This is a genomic window from Jeotgalibacillus soli (assembly GCF_000829435.1).
Lineage (GTDB): Bacteria > Bacillota > Bacilli > Bacillales > Jeotgalibacillaceae > Jeotgalibacillus > Jeotgalibacillus soli.
On sequence record NZ_JXRP01000017.1, the window covers coordinates 88,005 to 107,624 of the forward strand.

The following is a 19,620-nucleotide window of genomic DNA, read 5'->3' on the forward strand; positions in this document are numbered from 1 at the left end:
AGCCATGATTCCGCTTAATCAAAAGCGGGATCATGGCTTTTTTAATGTTCTTCTGCTTGTGGTGCTGGGATGATCGCTCCAAGAACGAAAATCATCACCGTCGTGAGAACAGAAAGAATAAGACCTGTCATAAAATCAAACGGCACTCCGTTCATAGAACTTACAACATATGTGGTCATCTGAATAAGTAGAAATGACCAAATAAATGTCCAAATATACGGCAAGGAAGTCACCTCATTTCTTATTCCTGCTATAGCTGGGTAAAATACTCGTCTCTTATTTTATCACAAGTTTGATCAAAAGAAAGAACGACAATCGTAAAAAATGAAAACCTTTTCGCTGTTTTGTGACAATATTCGTAAGCTTCGTCAGGAAGTAACTCTATCTAAAATCAGTAAGCACTAGTACAATATACTTGAATAAATGGGAATTAAATGTAAGGGGTCTACAAATGAATTTATTTAAATGGTTCTTTATGCTGATATTCGCTGTATGGTTGGCAGGCTGCTCTTCAATCTCGTCAATTAACGAACCACAAGCGGTTGGCTTATTAGTTCCAGGAACAATCGATGATCAAGTGTGGGGTGAAAAGGGCTATAAAGGATTACTTTCCATTTAAAATCAATACGGTCATAACATTTATTATAAAGAAAATATGACATCAGAAGAAGGGGTTCGTCACATCGTTGAAGAATATTCAAAAATGGGCGTCTCAATTATATTTGGTCATGGTGAAGAATATGTCTCTCCATTCAACAAAATTGCAGTCGACTACCCGGATATCCATTTCGTCAGCTTTAACGGTGAAGCAACAGAAGAGAATACTACAACGTTAAACTTTGAAGGATATGCAAGGGGATTTTTTGCGGGAATGGTCGCAGCACACCAATCAAACAGCAAGCAAATAGGTGTGATTGCGGCTAAGGAATGGCAGCCTGAAGTGAAGGCTATATGGATGGAGCACAAAAGCAACATCCTTCCATAATGGTATCCATTCACTATACAGATGACTGGGACAATCAGGAAGCAGCGCTAAATGCCTTAGAAAATATGAAGCAAAATGATGTTGATGTTGTTTATCCAGCAGGGGATGGTTTCAACATTGAAGTTATCCAGCAATTAAAAGAAGATGGTCTTTTTGCGATTGGTTATGTGGCAGATCAAGCTGAACTTGGAAGTGGAACGGTATTAACCAGCACTGTTCAGCATGCAGGAAAAGTGTATAATTGGGTTATGGAAAGACAAATGAATGGTACTTTGCCGTCCGGTTTGTTATCGTTTGATTTTGAGGATGATATGATTACACTTGGAGCATTCAGTCCCGAGGTTGATCAAGCCTTTAAGGAAGAAATCCTAACGGCCGTAGAGCATTACCGTGAGACGGGGCAATTGGAAGCCTCCGCTGTTCGTCCATAATTATTAAAGCAGAAAGGTGAGAATAGAATGTCACAAGATAAAACAATGGAATTTATGGCAATTGCAATGAAATATTTGCCTGAAGCAAAAGAGAGAATGGAACAAGCAGGCATTGAAGTATCCATTGAAGCACTGCAGCCGTTTATGGGTATATTTGCTAAAGCAATGAACGATGCCTATGAACTAGGTCGTAAAGAAGCAACAAAATAATGAATATGTTTAGAGCACAAGGCTATAGATCAACTTTGGAAAAGGGGAACAAACCGAATTGATCAGATGAGCTTTGTGCTCTTTTTTTGATATACAGAGTTGAAATAAAGAACAGGATCATATAAAATTAGGACCAAGTCATAATAATTGATAATAGTTTTTTACTATACATCATTTAGGCTTGGTCCTAAATGGGAGAAAGAAGGAATTTGTATGCGAGCAGGCGTACTGGGAATTGGGCGCTATCTTCCGGATACCGTTGTAACAAACCTTGATCTTGAAAAAAAAATGGACACAACAGATGAATGGATACGAACACGTACAGGGATTGAGGAACGCCGTATTGCTGGAGACGATGTAAACACTTCAGATATGGCCTATGAAGCAGCTTTAAAAGCGCTAGAAGATGCAAATGTTCAGCCAGAGGAACTCGACATGATTCTAGTCGCAACTGTTACGCCTGATAAGCCGTTTCCATCTGTTTCAAGTATGCTGCAGGAACGATTAGGGGCAAAAAAAGTTGCAGCCATGGATTTATCAGCTGCATGCGCAGGCTTTATGTATGGGATGGTAACAGCTAAGCAGTTTATAGAAAATGGGGCTTATAACAAGGTGCTAATTATAGGCGTTGAAAAGCTGTCTAAAATTACAAATTGGGATGACCGTAATACAGCCGTTTTATTCGGAGATGGTGCGGGGGCAATGGTCATGGGTCCAGTTAGTGGTGATCGAGGTGTATTGTCGTTTGAACTAGGAACAGATGGTTCCGGCGGTAAGGAGCTTTACCAGGGTCCAGATGGTATTGTGATGAATGGGCGGGAAGTCTTTAAATTTGCTGTTCGCCAAATGGGTGAATCAAGCATTAATGTCATAGAAAAAGCGGGTTTGACAAAAGACGATGTAGATTATTTAATCCCCCATCAGGCAAATATTCGCATTATGGAATCTGCTAGACAACGACTCGACCTCCCTGATGAAAAGATGTCAAAGACCGTTCAAAAATATGGAAATACATCATCTGGATCTATTCCGATATCGATTGTTGAAGATCTAGAAAATGGGAAAATTAAAGATGATGATGTGCTGGTAATGGTAGGTTTTGGCGGAGGACTATCGTGGGGAGCGGTTGTACTGCGTTGGGGTAGATAGACAGGAAAAGCTAGGCTATATAATAGGATAAGATGATCAGAAAATAATGGTAAGGAGATGACGGTAGAAATGTCTAAACGGCGCGTAGTAGTCACTGGTTTAGGAATGGTTTCTCCATTAGGTAATGATGTTGAATCTACTTGGACTAATATCATTGCAGGAAAATCAGGAGTCGGTGAGCTAACAAGATTAAATAGAGATGATTTTCCTGCGAGAGCAGTGGCAGAGCTAAAAGACTTTAATATAGAAAATTATATGGAAAGAAAAGAAGCACGTAAGATGGACCGGTTTACTCAATACGCAGTTGTTTCCTCGAAAATGGCTGTTGAGGACGCAAAACTCGAAATCAATGAGTCAAATGCAGAAAGAATCGGTGTTTGGATTGGATCTGGAATTGGTGGGATGGAGACATTTGAACAACAATTCGAAACCTTTTTAAATCGAGGATATCGTCGCGTAAGCCCATTCTTTGTCCCAATGATGATACCTGATATGGCAGCAGGACAAGTGTCGATTGCCTTAGGAGCCAAAGGGATGAATTCTTGTACGGTAACTGCCTGTGCAAGCGGAACGAACTCAATTGGAGATGCGTTTAAGGTCATCCAGCGTGGTGATGCAGATGCCATGATTACGGGTGGAGCAGAAGCACCAATATCACAAATGGCGATGGCCGGATTTATAGCAAATACTGCGCTGACGTTAAACCAAGATGTGTCTACTGCAAGTCGTCCATTTGATTTAAACCGTGATGGCTTTGTAATGGGAGAAGGGGCCGGTATTCTCGTATTAGAAGAGCTTGAGCATGCTGTTAAGCGTGGTGCTCCTATTTATGCGGAGATCGTAGGGTATGGATCAACCGGAGATGCCTTTCATATTACGGCCCCATCTCCAGGAGGAGAAGGCGGCGTTCGCGCAATGAAGCAATCTCTTGAAGATGCTGGAATCAATCCTGAAGAAGTAGGCTATATTAATGCCCATGGCACTAGCACTCCTTATAACGATAAATATGAGACGATGGCAATTAAAGAAGTCTTTGGAAAGCACGCGAGAAAGCTTCCGATAAGCTCAACCAAATCAATGACTGGACATCTTCTTGGAGCGGCTGGAGGAGTAGAGGCGATTTTTACCATTCTAGCTTTGAAGGAAAAAATTCTTCCTCCAACCATAAATTTGGAAACACCGGATCCGGAATGTGATTTAGATTATGTCCCGAATAAAGCAAGAAAAGCCGATATTGACGTAGCAATGAGTAATTCTCTCGGTTTTGGCGGACATAATGCAACGATTGTATTTAAATCCTATTCAAATTAATAGATAAAGACATATATGTAATAACCGGGATGCAACTAATGTTGCATCCCGGTTTTTTCTATGAATGGATATTCATACATTCTATTGTAATATAACTCCAAAGTTTTACTCTATTCAAAACAACAAGTTAATATATTAACGATTTAAAGCTTTTATGCACAAAAGTGAAAGAAATTCATAATTTAATTTATCGAAAGCCCCCAATATTACCAAGGGTTTCATTTGGTTGAATAGTATTAATTTTAAAAATTATCAAAAAAAAGTTGAAAATGTAATCTATTTGTAATAGTATTTTATACAAATAATATAAATTGTTTGAAAATAAGAAATATTAGAGGTGTTCAAATGGCTAGACTAACTTCAGTACAGAACGATACACCACTTCTAGAAATAAAGGACCTTCAAACTGGTTTTAAAATAGGCAAGAAATATTATAATGCCGTTGAAAAAGTGTCGTTTAAGGTTGATCGGCGAAGAATTGTCGGAATAGTCGGTGAGTCCGGATGTGGAAAAAGCGTTATGTCACTGTCCATCATGCAGCTCCTTCCAAAGGGTATTGGCGAGATTCGCGGAGGAGAAATAAAATTTGAGGGTAGAAATATCGAAAAGCTATCTGAACGCGAAATGAATAAAATGCGCGGTAAAGATATTTCAATGATTTTCCAGGAGCCAATGACGGCTTTAAACCCAGTATTTACAATCGGATATCAGCTGGAGGAAGTACTGCTGAACCATGAGAATATTAGTAAAAAAGAAGCAAGGTTAAAAAGTATTGCTCTTTTAAAAAGCGTCGGGATCCCTCGTCCAGATAAGATCGTGGATGAATACCCGCACCAGCTTTCAGGCGGGATGAGACAGCGTGTCATGATTTCAATAGCTATTGCATGTCAGCCGAAGCTTTTGATCGCAGATGAGCCAACCACAGCTCTTGACGTAACAGTTCAGGCTCAAATACTTGAGCTTTTAAAAGACATTCAAGAAGTAAACGATATGTCCATTATTATGATCACGCATGATTTAGGCGTCGTCGCTGAAATTTGTGACGAGGTCATTGTTATGTATGCAGGTAAAATTGTTGAGCGCACAGACGTGGAAACATTATTTTATGATCCTAAACACCCATACACTCGTCTTCTAATGGGTGCTATTCCAAAAATGGATGAGAAAAAAGAGAAGCTTGAAACGATTGAGGGACTGGTGCCATCTATTCAAAAAATGCCACAGGATGGATGCAGGTTTGCCAATCGTTGTCCAAAAGCGATGCCTGAATGCTTTACAATAACCCCATTGCTCGCAGAAGATGAGCTGGGGCATGAGGTTGCTTGCATCCTTTACGACAATAGCAGGCAAGTGGAAAGGGTCGGTGAGCGATGAGCACCACAGAAACAAAACAAGCTATTCGGCAAGACGGTAAGGTTGTGAAGGATACCCTTTTAGATATTCGTAATCTAAAAACCTACTATCCTGTTAAAGGTGGATTTCTTAAAAGGACGGTCGGTCATGTAAAGGCTGTCGATAATATATCATTTGAAATTAAAAAAGGTGAGACCCTAGGACTGGTCGGGGAATCGGGCTGTGGTAAATCAACGACAGGAAGAACGATTTTACGTCTATTAAAACCGACTGAAGGTCAAATTATTTTTGACGGCAAAGATATTACAAATATTACCGGTGCTGAACTTCGAAAAGCAAGACGTGATTTTCAAATGGTTTTTCAGGACCCGTACGCCTCACTAAATCCGACTCAAAGTGTTGGAAGTATTATTTCAGAACCAATCCGAAACTTTGAAAAACGAAACAAAGAAGAACTGAAAGAGGAAGTCTTAGAACTTCTTTCACGCGTAGGGCTTCCTCCTGAAGCTTATGACAAATATGGACACGAGTTTTCAGGTGGACAGCGTCAGCGCATCGGTATTGCGCGAGCGCTTGCACTAAAACCGAAGCTGATCATTGCGGATGAACCAGTTTCAGCTTTAGACGTGTCTGTACAATCACAAGTATTGAATCTATTAAAAGAGCTGCAAGGCGAATTCGATCTCACGTACTTGTTTATTGCTCATGATTTAAGTGTTGTTAAACATATGAGTGACCGAATTGGTGTGATGTATTTAGGTAATATGGTTGAAATTGCTTCAAATGAAAGCTTATATGCAGAACCTTTACATCCTTATACGCAAGCATTAATTTCCGCTATACCAGAAGCAGATCCAAAAAAGAAAAAGGAGCGCATTGTCCTGCAAGGCGATGTACCGAGCCCGCAAAACCCACCAACAGGATGTGCGTTCCATACTCGATGTCCAATGGCAAAAGAAGAATGTTCGAAGGTTAAGCCTGTATTAAAGGAGGTGAAACCTGGTCATCAAGTAGCATGTATTCTTTATTAAATAAAATCATTTTAGGGGGAAAGACATAATGAAGAAAAAGTCACTATTACTTATGCTTTCAATGCTGTTAGTGCTTTCTGCTTTCTTAGCAGCTTGTAGCTCAGACAGTGGAAGCGACACGAATGACGGAGACGCAGATGGCGATCAAGCGGAAGCACCTGCTGGAGAGCCTGCTGAAGGCGGTACAATTACTTATGGTATTGAAGCAGTTCCGGAAGGTCTTTTCAACTGGGCATTTTATGGAATCGCTACTGATAAAGAGGTCCTTGACCTATTTGATGAGTCACTTATCACTTATGATGAGAACTTAACTCCACAGCCGCATATTGCCTCATGGGAAACTGAAGATAATAAAGTTTATACGTTTACCTTTGAACAAGGGGTTAAATGGCATGATGGCGAAGAACTAACAGTGCATGACTGGGTATTCGCGCTAGAAACAATTGCAGATCCAGATTATGACGGTCCGCGTTATACGAACGTACAAACAATTGAAGGTGCTCCAGCAAAAAATGATGGCTCTGCTGAAACCATTTCTGGTATTAACGTTATTGACGACTACACTGTTGAAATAACATTTGACGAAGCTCGTGTGAACAACCTTGAGAATGTTTGGCAATACCCAATGTCTCGTGCACAATTTGCTGACATTCCTGTAGCTGAAATGTCAGCTTCTCCACAGGTTCGCCAAAATCCAGTAGGTATCGGACCATTCAAAGTTGAAAACATCGTTCCTGGTGAGTCAATTGAGCTTGTGAAATTCGATGATTATTGGCAAGGTGAACCAAAACTTGACAGCATTATTGTACAAGTCCTTGATAGCTCCACAGTAGTTGGTGCAATTGGACAAGGCGATATTGATATGATTGATCTTGCGCCAGTAAATGGACAAGAAGTAGAAGCACTTGATAACATAACTGTAGAAGTATATCCTGCTTTAACTTATTACTACGTTGGTTTTAAATTAGGTACATTTAACGCTCAAACAAATGAAATCACTGAAGACAAAGATAAATACGCTGATTTGAACCTGCGTAAAGCAATGGCACATGCAATTAACCGTGAAGAGTGGATCGAGGCTTTCTTCTTCGGATACGGTTTGCCTGTTAATGGTCCAGTTCCATCTAATCACTGGATCGCAGCTGACTCTGAAGATGTTAATGTTTATGATTATGATCCAGAGCTTGCAAAACAATTGCTAGAAGAAGCTGGATACGTAGATGTTGACGGCGACGGTTTTGTTGAAGATCCAAATGGAGAGCCTTTTGTAGCAAAATTTTCTCACTATGCAACTTCGAATCCAACATTTGAAGCTCGTTCACAAGCGATCGTTCAATATTGGAATGATATCGGAATCAATGCTGAACTTGAAATGACAGAGGTTAACCTTTACTACGAAATGGTAGAAAAAGATGATCCATCAATTGAAACATTCTTTGGCGGATGGGGAACTGGTACTGATCCGGATCCAACAGCACTTTGGGGTTCTGACCAAATTTGGAACTACCCACGTTGGAAAAATGAAGAATCAGACAAACTTCTTGCTGACGCCCTTAACTTAGAAATCGTTGGAGAAGATCAAGATGTTCGTAAAGATCTTTACGTTCAGTGGCAGGAGCTTGTAACATCTGAAGTTCCAATGATCTTCATTGCTGAACTGCAAGATATTACTGCGCTTAGCAACCGTATGGGTGGCGTAACTTTCGATGTCTCTGGTAAAAACAGCCCTTATGAGTGGTTTGTTACAGAATAATTGATGCAGTAGTAATGTTAGATAAGGAGAGTATCCATGTTAAAGTATACAATTCGACGCATATTAGGAATGATTCCAATGCTTCTCCTTATCTCCATTGTAGTGTTTCTCCTGGCGAAAGCGATGCCAGGAGACTCTCTCAGTGGGGAAATTGATCCAAATAATACTGATCCTGAGTACATAGAAGACATGCGTGAGCGTTTAGGATATAATGATCCGCTTCCGGTACAATATTTTAATTGGATTAGTAATTTTGTTCAGGGTGACTTTGGGAAATCAACACGATATAAAATGCCTGTTTCTGACTTGATACTAGAAAAGCTCCCAAATACAGTTTTTCTAGGTGTATCATCATTGTTAATTACGTATATTTTAGCCTTTTCAATGGGGATCATTGCAGGTCGAAAACCTTATACAATTGGTGACCATATAATAGGAGGATTAAATTACTTAGGTTTAGCAATCCCGTCGTTTATTGCGGGTGTGTTTGCGATTTATATCTTCTCCTTTAATTTGGGGTGGATTCCATATAGCGGTTCGGTAGATATTAGACTCACGCAAGGCACGTTTGAATATTGGATGAGCCGTATCCATCATGTTATTATGCCTGCTATCGTTCTTGGAGCCTTGAGTACAGCAAGTTATACGCAATTTTTGCGTAATGATATTATAGAAAATAGCCGAAAAGACTTTGTTCGTACTGCTCGTGCCAAGGGTACACCGACGTCTAAAATCTATAACGTTCATATTTTGCGTAATTCGATCATCCCATTAGTCACGTTTCTTGGGTTTGATATTGCCACAATAATTAGTGGAGCGATCATCACGGAAACCATTTTTACTTATCCGGGCATTGGACAGCTATTTATTGATTCCGTATTTAATCGTGATTATCCAACGTTGATGGCGATAACAATGATGTTATCGGTTCTGACGCTTGCTGGAAACCTGGTTGCCGATATTTTGTATGGTGTTGTTGATCCAAGAATTCGTCTAGATTAATGGAGGAGGAGTCGAACTGTGGTGAACGTAACAGCAGATTCAAATAAGCCGCAAGAGAAAACAGTTAATATGTCTCCTTGGGCAATTGCTAGACGGAAGTTTTTTCGTAATAAACTAGCAATGATAAGCAGTTTTTTTCTGCTTGCAATCATGATTGTATCATTCTTAGCCCCTTATATTACGACGCAAGATATTTCGCGCGTAAATATAGGGCAAATGTCGCTAGAACCTGGCGGTGAGCACATTTTAGGAACAGATAAAGCCGGTCGTGATGTGTTCACTAGACTGCTTTATGGCGGGCGTATTTCTTTGGTAGTGGGAATTTCATGTACTGCGCTTGTAATCTTGTTTGGAACCCTTGTAGGGTCAATAGCAGGCTATTATGGCGGAAACATAGATACGATGTTAATGCGTTTTACTGACTTTGTATTAACATTCCCATTTCTCGTATTCGTTATTGTATTAAATACAATTCTATTTGGTATTGTGGATGGGCTTTGGGTATTAATTGCAGCTATCAGTCTGCTAAGCTGGGGTGGCGTTGCTCGTATTGTACGAAGTAAAATTTTGGCTGAAAAAGAGAATGAGTACATCCTGGCAGCGATCTCAATTGGCTGCAAGCCTTCAGCTGTTATCATTAAGCATCTATTGCCTAACGTGTTATCTACAATTATTGTTCAAGCAACAATCTTATTCGCTACTTTAATCGTAGCAGAGTCTGCCCTGGGCTTTTTAGGTATAGGGGTTCCTCAAAGTATACCAAGCTGGGGGAATATGCTTACCGCTTCACAAGAGGCGGATGTTCTTCGTAATAAACCATGGATTTGGATGCCGCCTGCTATTATCTTAACCGTGACGATCCTTTCCATTAACTTTATTGGTGAAGGATTAAAAGATGCTTTAAACCCTAAATCTTTCCGTTGACAGAGGCGTTTTCTAAAAGCTTACATTGACTCGATCCGGGTCAATGTAAGCTATTTTTGTATGTAATACATAAGGGAATAATACTAGTTTCTTCTATTTATCTATGCATGTAATAGGATAATTTTTAAGAAACGAGATATAGATATCGTTAAATCAACTTTAATGCAGTTTTTTGAATTGGGAAAAAGCAGAGTGTGAAGGAGCTTTCTGCTTTTTTGTTGTTCTCATTTATCATCTATGGTTAATTGCCAGTATAGAAAAAACAAAAATAATAGAATTAAACGGTCAATGTATATCTTATGAATAAAGGTCTTTTAAAGTCCATTGTTGATTTTCGCACAGCATTGATTGAAGGTGAGGAGGCGCTCGCGTTCCGGGGGGCGGACAGTGGGCCTCCTCACCTCCAATTAACAGACACGTTTAATAAAGTCATGAATAAGAGTAATGATTGCACGCCATATTATAAAAGGATCGTCTGATTAACTAATTAGGAATAGTAAACGATTAACGCGATGATCATAACGGCGTATATGACACTCCCTGACATTAAAAATGGTGAAATTCTTATAACTGAAATTGCTTCAGATACTGAGCGCATGCTATCAAATTCTTCCTTATCTAGAGGTTTTCCTCTAGAAAAAGCTTTTCTAAAGCTATTGGTAACAAGATCGAAGAATCCTGAACTTAAAATAAATACAGAAATGGAGAAAAATAAATAAAAACCACCTAAAAAAAATGAAATATTAATAAAATTTAATAAATTCAGATTTTCGTAATACAATATTGATATAGCAAAAATAGAGAAATATCCGATAAATAATAATAGTATGAAGTATAAAAACAATTGCAATCCCTCCTGCTTTTAATTATTTTACCTTATATTAATTAGAATGATAAGAGCAATTAGTAAAGAAACATAGTTAAATGCGCTTTCAATTTGATAATAAAGGAATAATTTGAAGGAATTTAACAAAAAAGAAAATTTTTCAGGAAAACTCTTTATTACTTTTTAGTGATAAAGTAATTTTTTCAATTTTACGGAACAAATTATGTACAAAACTCAAAAAAGTTGTATAATTATTTTTGTAACTATTTTCAGAAAAATTAAGGGGGCCAATGAAAAATGAAGAAGTTTATACCATTTTTAGCTTTAACACTTGTACTAAGTGTATTTCTTGCTGCTTGTTACGGCGGCGATAACGCTACTGAAGAAAACGGCACAAGCGATGACGCTGAATCAAGCGCACCACAAGAATTACGTGTTATTGAAACCGCTGAAATTCCATCAATGGATACCATGCTGGCTTCAGATACAGTGAGTTTCTCAACAATGAACAACGTAATGGAAGGGCTATTCCGTCTAAATAAAGATCAGGAAGCAGTTCCTGCACTTTCTGATGGTGAGCCGGAAGTAAGCGAGGATGGCCTTGTTTACACCTTTAAAATTAAAGAGGATGCTGCATGGTCAAATGGTGAACCTGTAACAGCAAACGATTTTGTATTTGCATGGCAACGTTCATTAGACCCTGATAGCGGTTCAAGCTATGGTCCTTACTTAATGGAAGGTAAGATCAAAGGCGCTTCTGAAATTTACAATGATGGTGCGGAACCAAGTACACTTGGTGCAGTTGCAGTTGATGAAAAAACTTTAGAAGTTACACTTGAAAAACCAATTTCTTTTTTCACTTCTCTAATGGCGTTCCCAACGTTCTATCCACAAAACCAAGCTTTTGTTGAAGAACAAGGAGATCAATTTGCAGCTAATGCAGAGTCTCTTCTATATAATGGTCCATTCGTTCTTGAAAATTGGACAGGCAATACCGCAGCAGAATGGACTTATGCTAAAAACGAAAACTACTGGGATGCTGAAAATGTATCTTTAGAAAAAATCACATTTAATGTTGTAAAAGATCCACAAACGGCTGTTAATTCTTACGAATCTGGTGAAGCTGATATTACAAGCAAGCTATCGTCAGCATTAGTACCTCAGTACGAAGGTGACCCTAACCTTGTTTCATGGTTAGAGCCAACAATTTTCTGGATTAAAATGAATCAACAAAATGAAGCTCTTGCAAACGAAAATATTCGTCGTGCTTTGGCACTATCAATTGATAAACAATCTTTAACAGACAATATTTTGAACAATGGTTCAATTCCAGCTAATTATTCAGTACCTAAGGAATTTGTACAAAACCCTGAAACCGGAGAAGATTTCCGCGAAGGAAATGGAGACCTTCTTGAGTATGATCCTGAGGCTGCAAAAGAATTCTGGGCTCAAGGTCTTGCTGAGCTTGGAACTGATACGGTAGAACTTCGTTACCTAGGTGGAGACACAGATACAGCGAAGTTAACGGATGAGTTCATTATTGATCAGCTGCAAACAAATCTTGAAGGCTTAACAGTAAATCTTGAAAGTGTACCATTTAGTGTACGTCTTGAAAGAGATACATCAATGGATTATGATCTTCAGTTTGCTGGTTGGGGACCAGATTATCTAGATCCTATTTCTTTCTCTGATCTTTGGATTACAGATGGCGGAAACAACCACATGGCTTACTCAAGTGAAGCATACGATAAATTGCTGAAGGATGCTGAATCAACTTTAGCGAATGATCCAGCTGCTCGTTTTGCTGCTCTTCAAGAAGCTGAGCGTGTGCTGTTAGAAGAGGATGCAGCAATTATCCCTGTTTACCAGCGCCAAGCTAACATTCTTGTTAATGAAAAAGTTGACGGATTTACTTATCACTTTGTAGGTCCTGAGTACAGCTACTTCCCAATTTCAATTAACGAATAAGAATGGTTCAAACCAGTTATTAAGTCAATATTGGATAATTAGAGGGAAGAGAGAGTATATCAATCAAAATACTCTCTTTTTCTCCGTTATCCGAATTATCAAATTACGGAGAATTATATGACGTTTTAAGAATGGAGGTATTTTAATGTGGAAGTATTTGCTTAAGCGAGTGATTTTAATGCTGATTACTCTATTTCTTATAGCTTCTTTAACATTTTTTCTTATGAAGCTGATTCCAGGATCTCCGTTTTCAGCAGCGAGTAAGTTATCAGAATCACAGCTTGCGATTATGAATGCAAAGTACGGACTTGATCAACCGATTCCTATCCAATATGCAAACTACATGATCAACATCCTAAAAGGGGATCTGGGTATTTCTTTCCAATTTAATAATACAGATGTAACTCAATTAATTATGAACCGTGTGGGACCTTCAGCTACTTTGGGTCTGCAAGCGATGATTTTTGGTACCATTTTTGGCATTTTCCTTGGAGTGATTGCTGCTCTAAGACAAAACACATGGCTTGATTATGGATCTACACTAGTTGCAGTTTTAGGAAAATCGATTCCATCATTCGTTTTTGCCGCTATGCTGCAATACTATATTGCGGTTAAACTCGGATTGCTTCCAGTCGCTTTTTGGCGTGGGTGGGAATATTCAATATTGCCAACCATCGCACTTTCCATTTTCCCAATTTCCATTGCCGCCCGTTTTATGAGAACAGAAATGGTTGAGGTTATGGGCTCTGACTATATCACGTTAGCGCGAGCAAAAGGTGCATCTTCTTTTGAAGTTGCGTTCAAGCACGCACTGCGCAACGCGTTGATTCCGGTTATTACGGTGCTAGGTCCATTAGCAGTAAGTTTGATGACTGGTTCGCTTGTAGTTGAACGAGTTTTTGCAATCCCTGGGCTGGGTGAACAATTTGTTAAATCCATTCAGGTAAGTGATTATCCAGTGATTATGGGAACTACTCTTCTATTTGCTGCGTTATTTATCTTTATTATCCTGGTGGTTGATATTTTATACAGTATTATTGATCCTCGTATCAGATTGTCAGGGGGGAAAAATTGATGGTGAATCATCCAGAAAAACGTTTCCCGAAAGAAATGTTTGAACCTGCACAAATAGATCAATCTTTGATTGAAAAAATTGAAAAGCCAAGCCTGAGCTTTTGGCAAGATGCATGGCTGCGTGTCCGTAAAAATAAAGCGGCGATTGTCAGCTTAGTACTATTAATTTTATTAATATTTATGGCGTTAGTTGGCCCATTTTTAAGTGGTTATGATGGCGAAGTTCAAAGAGCAGAACATTCTAATCTGCCTCCGAGAATTGCCGCGCTAGAAAACATAAGCTGGTTACCCTTTGATGGTACATTAACGAGCCGTAACGGTGATACTTTAACTCCTTATGAAGATAAAAGAATTGAAGAATACTATTGGTTCGGTACAGATGGACTGGGAAGAGACCTTTTCACTAGACTATGGGAAGGTGTACAAATTTCATTATTAATCGCATTTTTAGCTACAGCGCTTGACATGATTGTCGGGGTATCTTATGGTGCAATTTCAGGATATTTTGGTGGCAGAGTTGACAGTGCTATGCAGCGTGTTATTGAAATTCTTAACGGAATTCCTAATCTTGTCATTGTTATCTTACTGATTCTTGTATTAGAGCCAGGGATTCTTTCCATTACCTTAGCCTTGGCGATAACAGGATGGACGACGATGGCCAGGGTGGTTCGAGGCCAAGTGTTAAAAATGAAAAATCAGGAATTTGCTCTTGCGTCAAAAACGTTAGGTGCAACAGATTTGCGAATTATTTTTAGACACTTATTACCGAATATGGTTGGTGTAATTATCATTAATACAATGTTCACAATTCCGAACGCAATTTTCTTCGAAGCATTTTTAAGCTTTATTGGACTTGGTCTGCAGCCGCCGGATGCTTCTTTAGGTACGCTAATTGAAGAAGGCTTTAAAGTAATGCTTCTATACCCGTACCAATTGCTGTTTCCTTCGATCGTGATCAGTTTGTTAATGATTACATTTAATCTGCTCGCAGATGGACTGCGCGACGCGTTTGATCCAAAAATGAGAGACTAAAGGCTGGTGGGAAGTATGAAAAACATTCTAGAAGTGCAAGATTTAACGATTTCATTTCATACATTCGCTGGAGAAGTACAAGCGATTCGTGGAGTGAATTTTGAATTAAAAAAAGGTGAGACACTCGCTATCGTTGGAGAATCTGGATCTGGAAAATCCGTAACAACGAAATCAATTATGCGTCTTCTTCCGAAATCTAACTCCGAAATCAAAGCAGGCAGCCAAATATTATTTGAAGGAAAAAATTTGGCTGAGCTATCAGATAAAGAAATGGAAAAAATTCGGGGGAAAGAAATTTCAATGATTTTTCAGGATCCTATGACATCATTGAACCCAACAATGAAAATTGGGAAACAAATCGCTGAACCTTTGATTAAACATCAAAAGGTTTCTAAGCAGCAGGCGAAAGAGCGTGCGTTAGAGCTGTTGAAGCTTGTAGGGCTTCCTCAACCAGAAAAGAGGATTAATCAATATCCTCACCAATTTTCTGGTGGACAAAGACAGAGGATTGTTATCGCTGTGGCGTTAGCCTGCAATCCCAAAATACTAATAGCGGACGAGCCGACTACAGCATTAGACGTAACCATTCAGGCACAAATCCTTGATTTAATGAAGAATCTTCAGAAGAAAATTGATACATCCATTATTTTTATTACACATGATCTTGGTGTAGTAGCTAATGTGGCAGACCGTGTGGCAGTAATGTATGGGGGGAAAATCATTGAAGTGGGTACTGTAGATGAAATTTTCTACAATCCTCAGCATCCTTATACATGGGGACTCATAAGTTCAATGCCGAGCTTAGATACAATGGATGAGAATTTATATGCGATTCCTGGTACACCGCCTGATTTATTAAATCCTCCAAAAGGAGATGCATTTGCGGTCCGCAATGAGTACGCAATGAATATTGATTTGCTAGAAGAACCGCCAATGTTTAAAGTGTCCGACACTCATTATGCAGCAACTTGGCTTTTACATCCGGATGCACCGAAAGTAGATCCTCCTGTGGCTGTTAAACGCAGACAAAATAAATTCCCTGAAATGAATTCTGTAAAGGGGGGAAAGTAAATGGCAGAAAAGTTATTGGAAATCAATGATTTGAAGCTTTATTTCAACAAAGGTACTGCAAATGAAGTGCGTGCTGTTGACGGCATCAGCTTTGATATTTATAAAGGAGAAACGCTTGGTTTAGTCGGTGAGTCCGGCTGCGGTAAGTCAACAACCGGCAGGACGATTATTCGACTTTACAATGCAACTGACGGAGAAGTGCTTTATAAAGGTGAAAATGTTCATAAAGCGAAAAATAAAGCACAGCTGCTGAAATTTAACCGTACGATGCAAATGATTTTCCAGGATCCTTATGCTTCCCTAAATCCTAGGATGAAGGTTTTAGACATTATAGCAGAAGGTATTGATCTTCATGGGTTAGCTAAATCAAAGGAAGAGCGTACAAAAAAGGTCCACGAGCTGCTTGAAACGGTTGGTTTAAATCGTGAGCATGCCGGACGCTATCCACATGAATTTTCAGGTGGTCAAAGACAGCGTATTGGTATTGCACGTGCACTGGCTGTTGACCCGGAATTTATCATTGCTGATGAACCGATTTCTGCGCTGGATGTATCAATCCAGGCTCAGGTAGTAAATCTTTTGAAAAAACTTCAGCGTGAAAAGGGTTTAACCTATCTGTTTATTGCCCATGATCTATCAATGGTAAAATATATCAGTGACCGTATTGGTGTTATGTATTTTGGGCGTCTTGTGGAGCTTGCGACAAGTGAGCAACTGTATAACAACCCTTTGCATCCATATACAAAGTCTTTATTATCAGCGATTCCGCTGCCTGATCCTATATATGAACGCAATCGTAAAAGGGTAGCCTATGATCCGGCCAGCCATCAGTACACAGACCAAGAAGATGTGAAAATGCGTGAAGTCACACCAGGTCACTTTGTTCTCTGTTCTGAAAAAGAATACCTAGAGATGAAGAAGACTTCCAGCGTAACTACTGAGTAATTGTTTGCCAAAAAACGTACTGTTTTAACATTCAATGTTAATAAATTTATCCACCAGGGAATTATTACCGGGTGGATATTTTTTTGTAAGGAGATGGGGATATCCTGAAAACTCTGGCCTTGCATTGAGAAATACCGGCTATTAGCTAGAGGTATATGATATTTACTAGCAATGTACAAGGTTCTTTAAGTCGTTAATTTACTTGCTTAAAAGATAGCCTCTTTTTTTTGTCAGAAATATGAGGTTAGCGCATAGGATAGGACAAGACGTTCTTACATAATGAGGTGAATACATGTTCTATCGCTTAACAGTTTATCTGGTAGGATTTATCATGCTGTGCATGGGAACCATTCATAGTGCAGTGTATTTAAATTTAATTCCTTCTGGGTATACCATATCGGAATATTTTCTGTTTATTTTTAGTCACATAGAAACGTACGGCATTCCAATAGGTGCCATCCTAATTCAATTGTCGACTATTCAAAAAAAAGCTGATTGATTCACATGTTATAAATGTGAACCAATCAGCTTTATCATTGTAGTATCACTAGTGTTGCACTAATTAAATTTAACTATTTTAAATATTCAATTTTATTATTTTATACAAAGAAAAAGTTCTTTATAATGGATAAATCAGGTGACAACCCGTCCAAATCCACTAAAAAAGGACTCAAACATGGACAATATTACACGAAAAACTTCATTTGGACAATGATTTTCACCAATAAATCTTCCTCTTTTTGAAGAAAATGTGAAAACGTTAAAAATAGATGTCTATACGAAAAAATTAACGACAGAGTCATTTTCAAAATTACTGCTTTTTGCGCAGCTGCAAGAAATAAAAAGTCTGCATGAACTGAGCGATGGTCTTTTCGATGACCAGCTTCAAAAAGAAATCGAGCTTGATTCAATCAGTATTTCACAGTTGCACGGCGCTTAAATGGGGTGAATCCAGATCTTTTTCAACGGCTTTTCCTTGACCTGGTATCACAAATTCATGCCAAACACACGATACAAAACTCGTCATGCCATTAAAATCATTGATTCAAGCACTTTGCCCCTTAATTTAACAAATCATAGATGGGCAAAATTCCGGAAAACAAAGGCGGGTGTGAAGGTGCATTTACGCCTTGTGTTCGTGGAAAAGGGAGTATCTTACCCTGAAAAAGCCGTTATGAACACGGCAAAAGAACATCTTTGTGGTCAGCTTGAAATCATGGTGGATGACAAAGCATGCATCTATGTGTTTGATCGCATGACAGATGATGGCTATTTTTTTCTTTCAAGATTACGGAAAATGTCGTCGTCATTTAGGTCTAATTATAAATATAATCCAAATGGATAGAACCACCTTTGATTGGGTATTTCTATTTTTGGCTCTAAACTAAAAAATATTTCGACTGAAAATTCAGCTATTATTTATGCTTACTAGTGAAGTAGTATAATTATCTTTTTCTTCCTAAACCCATTGCATTTTCCATCTTCTTAAGCATTTTACCGGCGGATTGGTTGGCCTTTGCTGCTCCAGCATCCAATAGCTCATCAAGTTCGGTTGATGCCATCAAAGCTTTGTAGCGATCTTGAATTGGTTTAAGATGCTGTACCACGACTTCAGCCAAGTCTCCTTTAAAATCACCATACCCTTTACCTTCATACATGTCTTCAATTTCTTCAATCGTTTGTTCAGAAAGAATGGAGTAAATGGAAAGCATATTTGAAATGCCAGGTTTTTTTTCCTTATCATATTTCACAATACCCTCAGAATCTGTTACAGCACTTTTAATTTTCTTGATAATCTGTTTAGGTTCATCAAGCATGGAGATAAAGCCTTTTTGGTTAGGATCCGATTTGCTCATTTTTTTTAGTGGATCCTGTAAAGACATAACCCTTGCGCCAACCTTAGGGATACGTACCTCAGGGATTGTGAAAATATCATTAAATTTTTTATTAAATCGTTCAGCTAAGTCCCGAGTAAGCTCCAAGTGCTGCTTTTGATCCTCACCAACAGGAACAAGATCTGTATTATATAAAAGAATATCTGCTGCCATTAAAGGCGGATAAGTTAAAAGTCCGGCAGATACAGCTTCTTTCCCGTCAGATTTGTCCTTAAACTGCGTCATACGCTCAAGCTCGCCAATGTAGGCAACACATTGAAGCATCCAGCCTGCCTGTGCATGTGCAGGAACTTCAGATTGAATGAACAAAGTAGATTTGTTAGGATCAATTCCTACCGCTATATACATAGCAGCAAGGCTTTTAATATTTTGTCTGAGAGCAAGACGCTCCTGTGAGACTGTAATAGCATGCTGGTCTACGATACAGAAGTAGCAATCGTAATCTTCTTGGAGATCGACAAACTGCCTCATAGCGCCAATGTAATTTCCAAGCGTGATCGTTCCGCTTGGTTGAATCCCAGAAAAAATGGTTTTCATAAAATAACCTCCTAAAGATGTTGGATGAATTTCTAAAAATGAACATAAAAAAACATTCATCCCCGAATATTAAGGGACGAATGGTACGTTTCCGCGGTGCCACCCTTTATTGTCGTGGATAAA

20 protein-coding genes, 1 pseudogene and 1 other annotated feature (1 of these 22 cut by a window edge) are annotated in these 19,620 nt (G+C 38.9%); of the genes and pseudogenes, 18 read left to right on the forward strand and 3 right to left on the reverse strand.

What is annotated here, in order from left to right; all coding sequences use genetic code 11:
• Nucleotides 1-41: 41 nt before the first annotated feature.
• Complete coding sequence (locus KP78_RS09415) at nt 42-224, reverse strand: YjzD family protein (protein ID WP_041088374.1); 183 nt, start codon at nt 222-224, stop codon at nt 42-44.
• 227 nt (nt 225-451) lie between these two features.
• Between KP78_RS09415 and KP78_RS20655 the strand changes: the two genes are divergently transcribed.
• From KP78_RS20655 to opp4C, 11 genes are all read left to right on the forward strand, one after another.
• Entirely contained in the window at nt 452-619 is a 168-nt protein-coding gene (locus KP78_RS20655) for a hypothetical protein (RefSeq protein ID WP_235420890.1), read from the forward strand.
• A gap of 36 nt (nt 620-655) precedes the next feature.
• Nucleotides 656-985, forward strand: coding sequence for a BMP family ABC transporter substrate-binding protein (locus KP78_RS20975; RefSeq protein WP_268747519.1), 330 nt, complete (start codon nt 656-658; stop codon nt 983-985).
• Nucleotides 952-1,416 carry a BMP family ABC transporter substrate-binding protein gene (locus KP78_RS20980; protein ID WP_268747520.1) on the forward strand — a complete coding sequence of 155 codons (465 nt, stop codon included), beginning with the start codon at nt 952-954 and terminating at the stop codon, nt 1,414-1,416. The genes KP78_RS20975 and KP78_RS20980 overlap by 34 nt, the downstream gene beginning before the upstream one ends.
• Nucleotides 1,417-1,443: 27 nt before the next feature.
• Complete coding sequence (locus KP78_RS09425; RefSeq protein WP_041088375.1) at nt 1,444-1,626, forward strand: ComZ family protein; 183 nt, start codon at nt 1,444-1,446, stop codon at nt 1,624-1,626.
• Between the two features lie 213 nt (nt 1,627-1,839).
• Nucleotides 1,840-2,775 carry a beta-ketoacyl-ACP synthase III gene (locus KP78_RS09430; RefSeq protein ID WP_041088376.1) on the forward strand — a complete coding sequence of 312 codons (936 nt, stop codon included), beginning with the start codon at nt 1,840-1,842 and terminating at the stop codon, nt 2,773-2,775.
• 69 nt (nt 2,776-2,844) lie between these two features.
• On the forward strand, nt 2,845-4,086 hold the full coding sequence (gene fabF / locus KP78_RS09435) for a beta-ketoacyl-ACP synthase II (protein ID WP_041088378.1): 1,242 nt from the start codon (nt 2,845-2,847) through the stop codon (nt 4,084-4,086).
• Between the two features lie 345 nt (nt 4,087-4,431).
• Entirely contained in the window at nt 4,432-5,460 is a 1,029-nt protein-coding gene (locus KP78_RS09440) for an ABC transporter ATP-binding protein (RefSeq protein WP_041088380.1), read from the forward strand.
• Nucleotides 5,457-6,470 (forward strand): ABC transporter ATP-binding protein, encoded by a 1,014-nt coding sequence (locus KP78_RS09445; RefSeq protein WP_052474737.1) that lies wholly within the window; start codon nt 5,457-5,459, stop codon nt 6,468-6,470. The genes KP78_RS09440 and KP78_RS09445 overlap by 4 nt, the downstream gene beginning before the upstream one ends.
• Before the next feature lie 28 nt (nt 6,471-6,498).
• Complete coding sequence (gene opp4A / locus KP78_RS09450; RefSeq protein ID WP_052474738.1) at nt 6,499-8,223, forward strand: oligopeptide ABC transporter substrate-binding protein; 1,725 nt, start codon at nt 6,499-6,501, stop codon at nt 8,221-8,223.
• Nucleotides 8,224-8,259: 36 nt separating this feature from the next.
• Nucleotides 8,260-9,225 carry an oligopeptide ABC transporter permease gene (gene opp4B / locus KP78_RS09455; protein ID WP_041088384.1) on the forward strand — a complete coding sequence of 322 codons (966 nt, stop codon included), beginning with the start codon at nt 8,260-8,262 and terminating at the stop codon, nt 9,223-9,225.
• A 69-nt stretch (nt 9,226-9,294) separates the two neighbouring features.
• The gene (opp4C, locus tag KP78_RS09460; protein WP_084219966.1) at nt 9,295-10,149 is read left to right on the forward strand and encodes an oligopeptide ABC transporter permease; all 855 of its coding nucleotides are present in this window, start codon (nt 9,295-9,297) and stop codon (nt 10,147-10,149) included.
• A gap of 487 nt (nt 10,150-10,636) precedes the next feature.
• Here opp4C and KP78_RS21205 read toward each other — a convergent pair whose 3' ends face one another.
• Nucleotides 10,637-10,999: a DUF3899 domain-containing protein gene (locus tag KP78_RS21205; protein WP_084219935.1), complete on the reverse strand. Its 363-nt coding sequence runs from the start codon at nt 10,997-10,999 to the stop codon at nt 10,637-10,639.
• Nucleotides 11,000-11,272: 273 nt separating this feature from the next.
• Here KP78_RS21205 and KP78_RS09470 point away from each other — a divergent pair, with 273 nt between their 5' ends.
• The 7 genes and pseudogenes from KP78_RS09470 to KP78_RS09500 form a co-directional block, all read left to right on the forward strand.
• Entirely contained in the window at nt 11,273-12,943 is a 1,671-nt protein-coding gene (locus tag KP78_RS09470) for a peptide ABC transporter substrate-binding protein (protein ID WP_041088388.1), read from the forward strand.
• 145 nt (nt 12,944-13,088) lie between these two features.
• Nucleotides 13,089-14,018, forward strand: a complete 930-nt coding sequence (gene opp3b / locus KP78_RS09475; protein ID WP_041088390.1) for an oligopeptide ABC transporter permease — start codon at nt 13,089-13,091, stop codon at nt 14,016-14,018.
• A gap of 2 nt (nt 14,019-14,020) precedes the next feature.
• Nucleotides 14,021-15,049 (forward strand): oligopeptide ABC transporter permease, encoded by a 1,029-nt coding sequence (opp3C, locus tag KP78_RS09480; RefSeq protein WP_327063173.1) that lies wholly within the window; start codon nt 14,021-14,023, stop codon nt 15,047-15,049.
• Nucleotides 15,050-15,064: 15 nt separating this feature from the next.
• Nucleotides 15,065-16,120 carry an ABC transporter ATP-binding protein gene (locus KP78_RS09485; protein ID WP_041088392.1) on the forward strand — a complete coding sequence of 352 codons (1,056 nt, stop codon included), beginning with the start codon at nt 15,065-15,067 and terminating at the stop codon, nt 16,118-16,120.
• A complete protein-coding gene (locus KP78_RS09490; RefSeq protein WP_041088394.1) occupies nt 16,121-17,065 on the forward strand; it encodes an ABC transporter ATP-binding protein in 945 nt (314 codons plus the stop codon). It begins immediately after the preceding gene.
• A gap of 292 nt (nt 17,066-17,357) precedes the next feature.
• Entirely contained in the window at nt 17,358-17,564 is a 207-nt protein-coding gene (locus tag KP78_RS09495) for a YuzI family membrane protein (protein WP_041088396.1), read from the forward strand.
• 225 nt (nt 17,565-17,789) lie between these two features.
• Nucleotides 17,790-18,362 (forward strand): annotated as a pseudogene (locus KP78_RS09500) (DUF4372 domain-containing protein); the annotation flags it as partial.
• Nucleotides 18,363-18,510: 148 nt separating this feature from the next.
• Here KP78_RS09500 and trpS read toward each other — a convergent pair.
• On the reverse strand, nt 18,511-19,497 hold the full coding sequence (gene trpS / locus KP78_RS09505) for a tryptophan--tRNA ligase (protein ID WP_041088398.1): 987 nt from the start codon (nt 19,495-19,497) through the stop codon (nt 18,511-18,513).
• A 69-nt stretch (nt 19,498-19,566) separates the two neighbouring features.
• Nucleotides 19,567-19,620: a binding site (T-box leader), on the reverse strand; it runs 201 nt beyond the window's last position.

Excerpts from the sequence above, each read along its gene's own strand:
- KP78_RS09495 (WP_041088396.1), top strand. The coding sequence starts at position 17,358 with ATGTTCTATCGCTTAACAGTTTATCTGGTAGGATTTATCATGCTGTGC.
- opp4B (WP_041088384.1), top strand. The coding sequence starts at position 8,260 with ATGTTAAAGTATACAATTCGACGCATATTAGGAATGATTCCAATGCTT.
- fabF (WP_041088378.1), top strand. The coding sequence starts at position 2,845 with ATGTCTAAACGGCGCGTAGTAGTCACTGGTTTAGGAATGGTTTCTCCA.
- KP78_RS09440 (WP_041088380.1), top strand. The coding sequence starts at position 4,432 with ATGGCTAGACTAACTTCAGTACAGAACGATACACCACTTCTAGAAATA.
- KP78_RS09485 (WP_041088392.1), top strand. The coding sequence starts at position 15,065 with ATGAAAAACATTCTAGAAGTGCAAGATTTAACGATTTCATTTCATACA.
- KP78_RS09425 (WP_041088375.1), top strand. The coding sequence starts at position 1,444 with ATGTCACAAGATAAAACAATGGAATTTATGGCAATTGCAATGAAATAT.
- opp3b (WP_041088390.1), top strand. The coding sequence starts at position 13,089 with ATGTGGAAGTATTTGCTTAAGCGAGTGATTTTAATGCTGATTACTCTA.
- KP78_RS20975 (WP_268747519.1), top strand. The coding sequence starts at position 656 with ATGACATCAGAAGAAGGGGTTCGTCACATCGTTGAAGAATATTCAAAA.
- opp4C (WP_084219966.1), top strand. The coding sequence starts at position 9,295 with ATGTCTCCTTGGGCAATTGCTAGACGGAAGTTTTTTCGTAATAAACTA.
- KP78_RS09470 (WP_041088388.1), top strand. The coding sequence starts at position 11,273 with ATGAAGAAGTTTATACCATTTTTAGCTTTAACACTTGTACTAAGTGTA.
- KP78_RS20980 (WP_268747520.1), top strand. The coding sequence starts at position 952 with ATGGATGGAGCACAAAAGCAACATCCTTCCATAATGGTATCCATTCAC.
- opp4A (WP_052474738.1), top strand. The coding sequence starts at position 6,499 with ATGAAGAAAAAGTCACTATTACTTATGCTTTCAATGCTGTTAGTGCTT.
- KP78_RS20655 (WP_235420890.1), top strand. The coding sequence starts at position 452 with ATGAATTTATTTAAATGGTTCTTTATGCTGATATTCGCTGTATGGTTG.
- KP78_RS09490 (WP_041088394.1), top strand. The coding sequence starts at position 16,121 with ATGGCAGAAAAGTTATTGGAAATCAATGATTTGAAGCTTTATTTCAAC.
- KP78_RS09430 (WP_041088376.1), top strand. The coding sequence starts at position 1,840 with ATGCGAGCAGGCGTACTGGGAATTGGGCGCTATCTTCCGGATACCGTT.
- KP78_RS09445 (WP_052474737.1), top strand. The coding sequence starts at position 5,457 with ATGAGCACCACAGAAACAAAACAAGCTATTCGGCAAGACGGTAAGGTT.
- trpS (WP_041088398.1), bottom strand. The coding sequence starts at position 19,497 with ATGAAAACCATTTTTTCTGGGATTCAACCAAGCGGAACGATCACGCTT.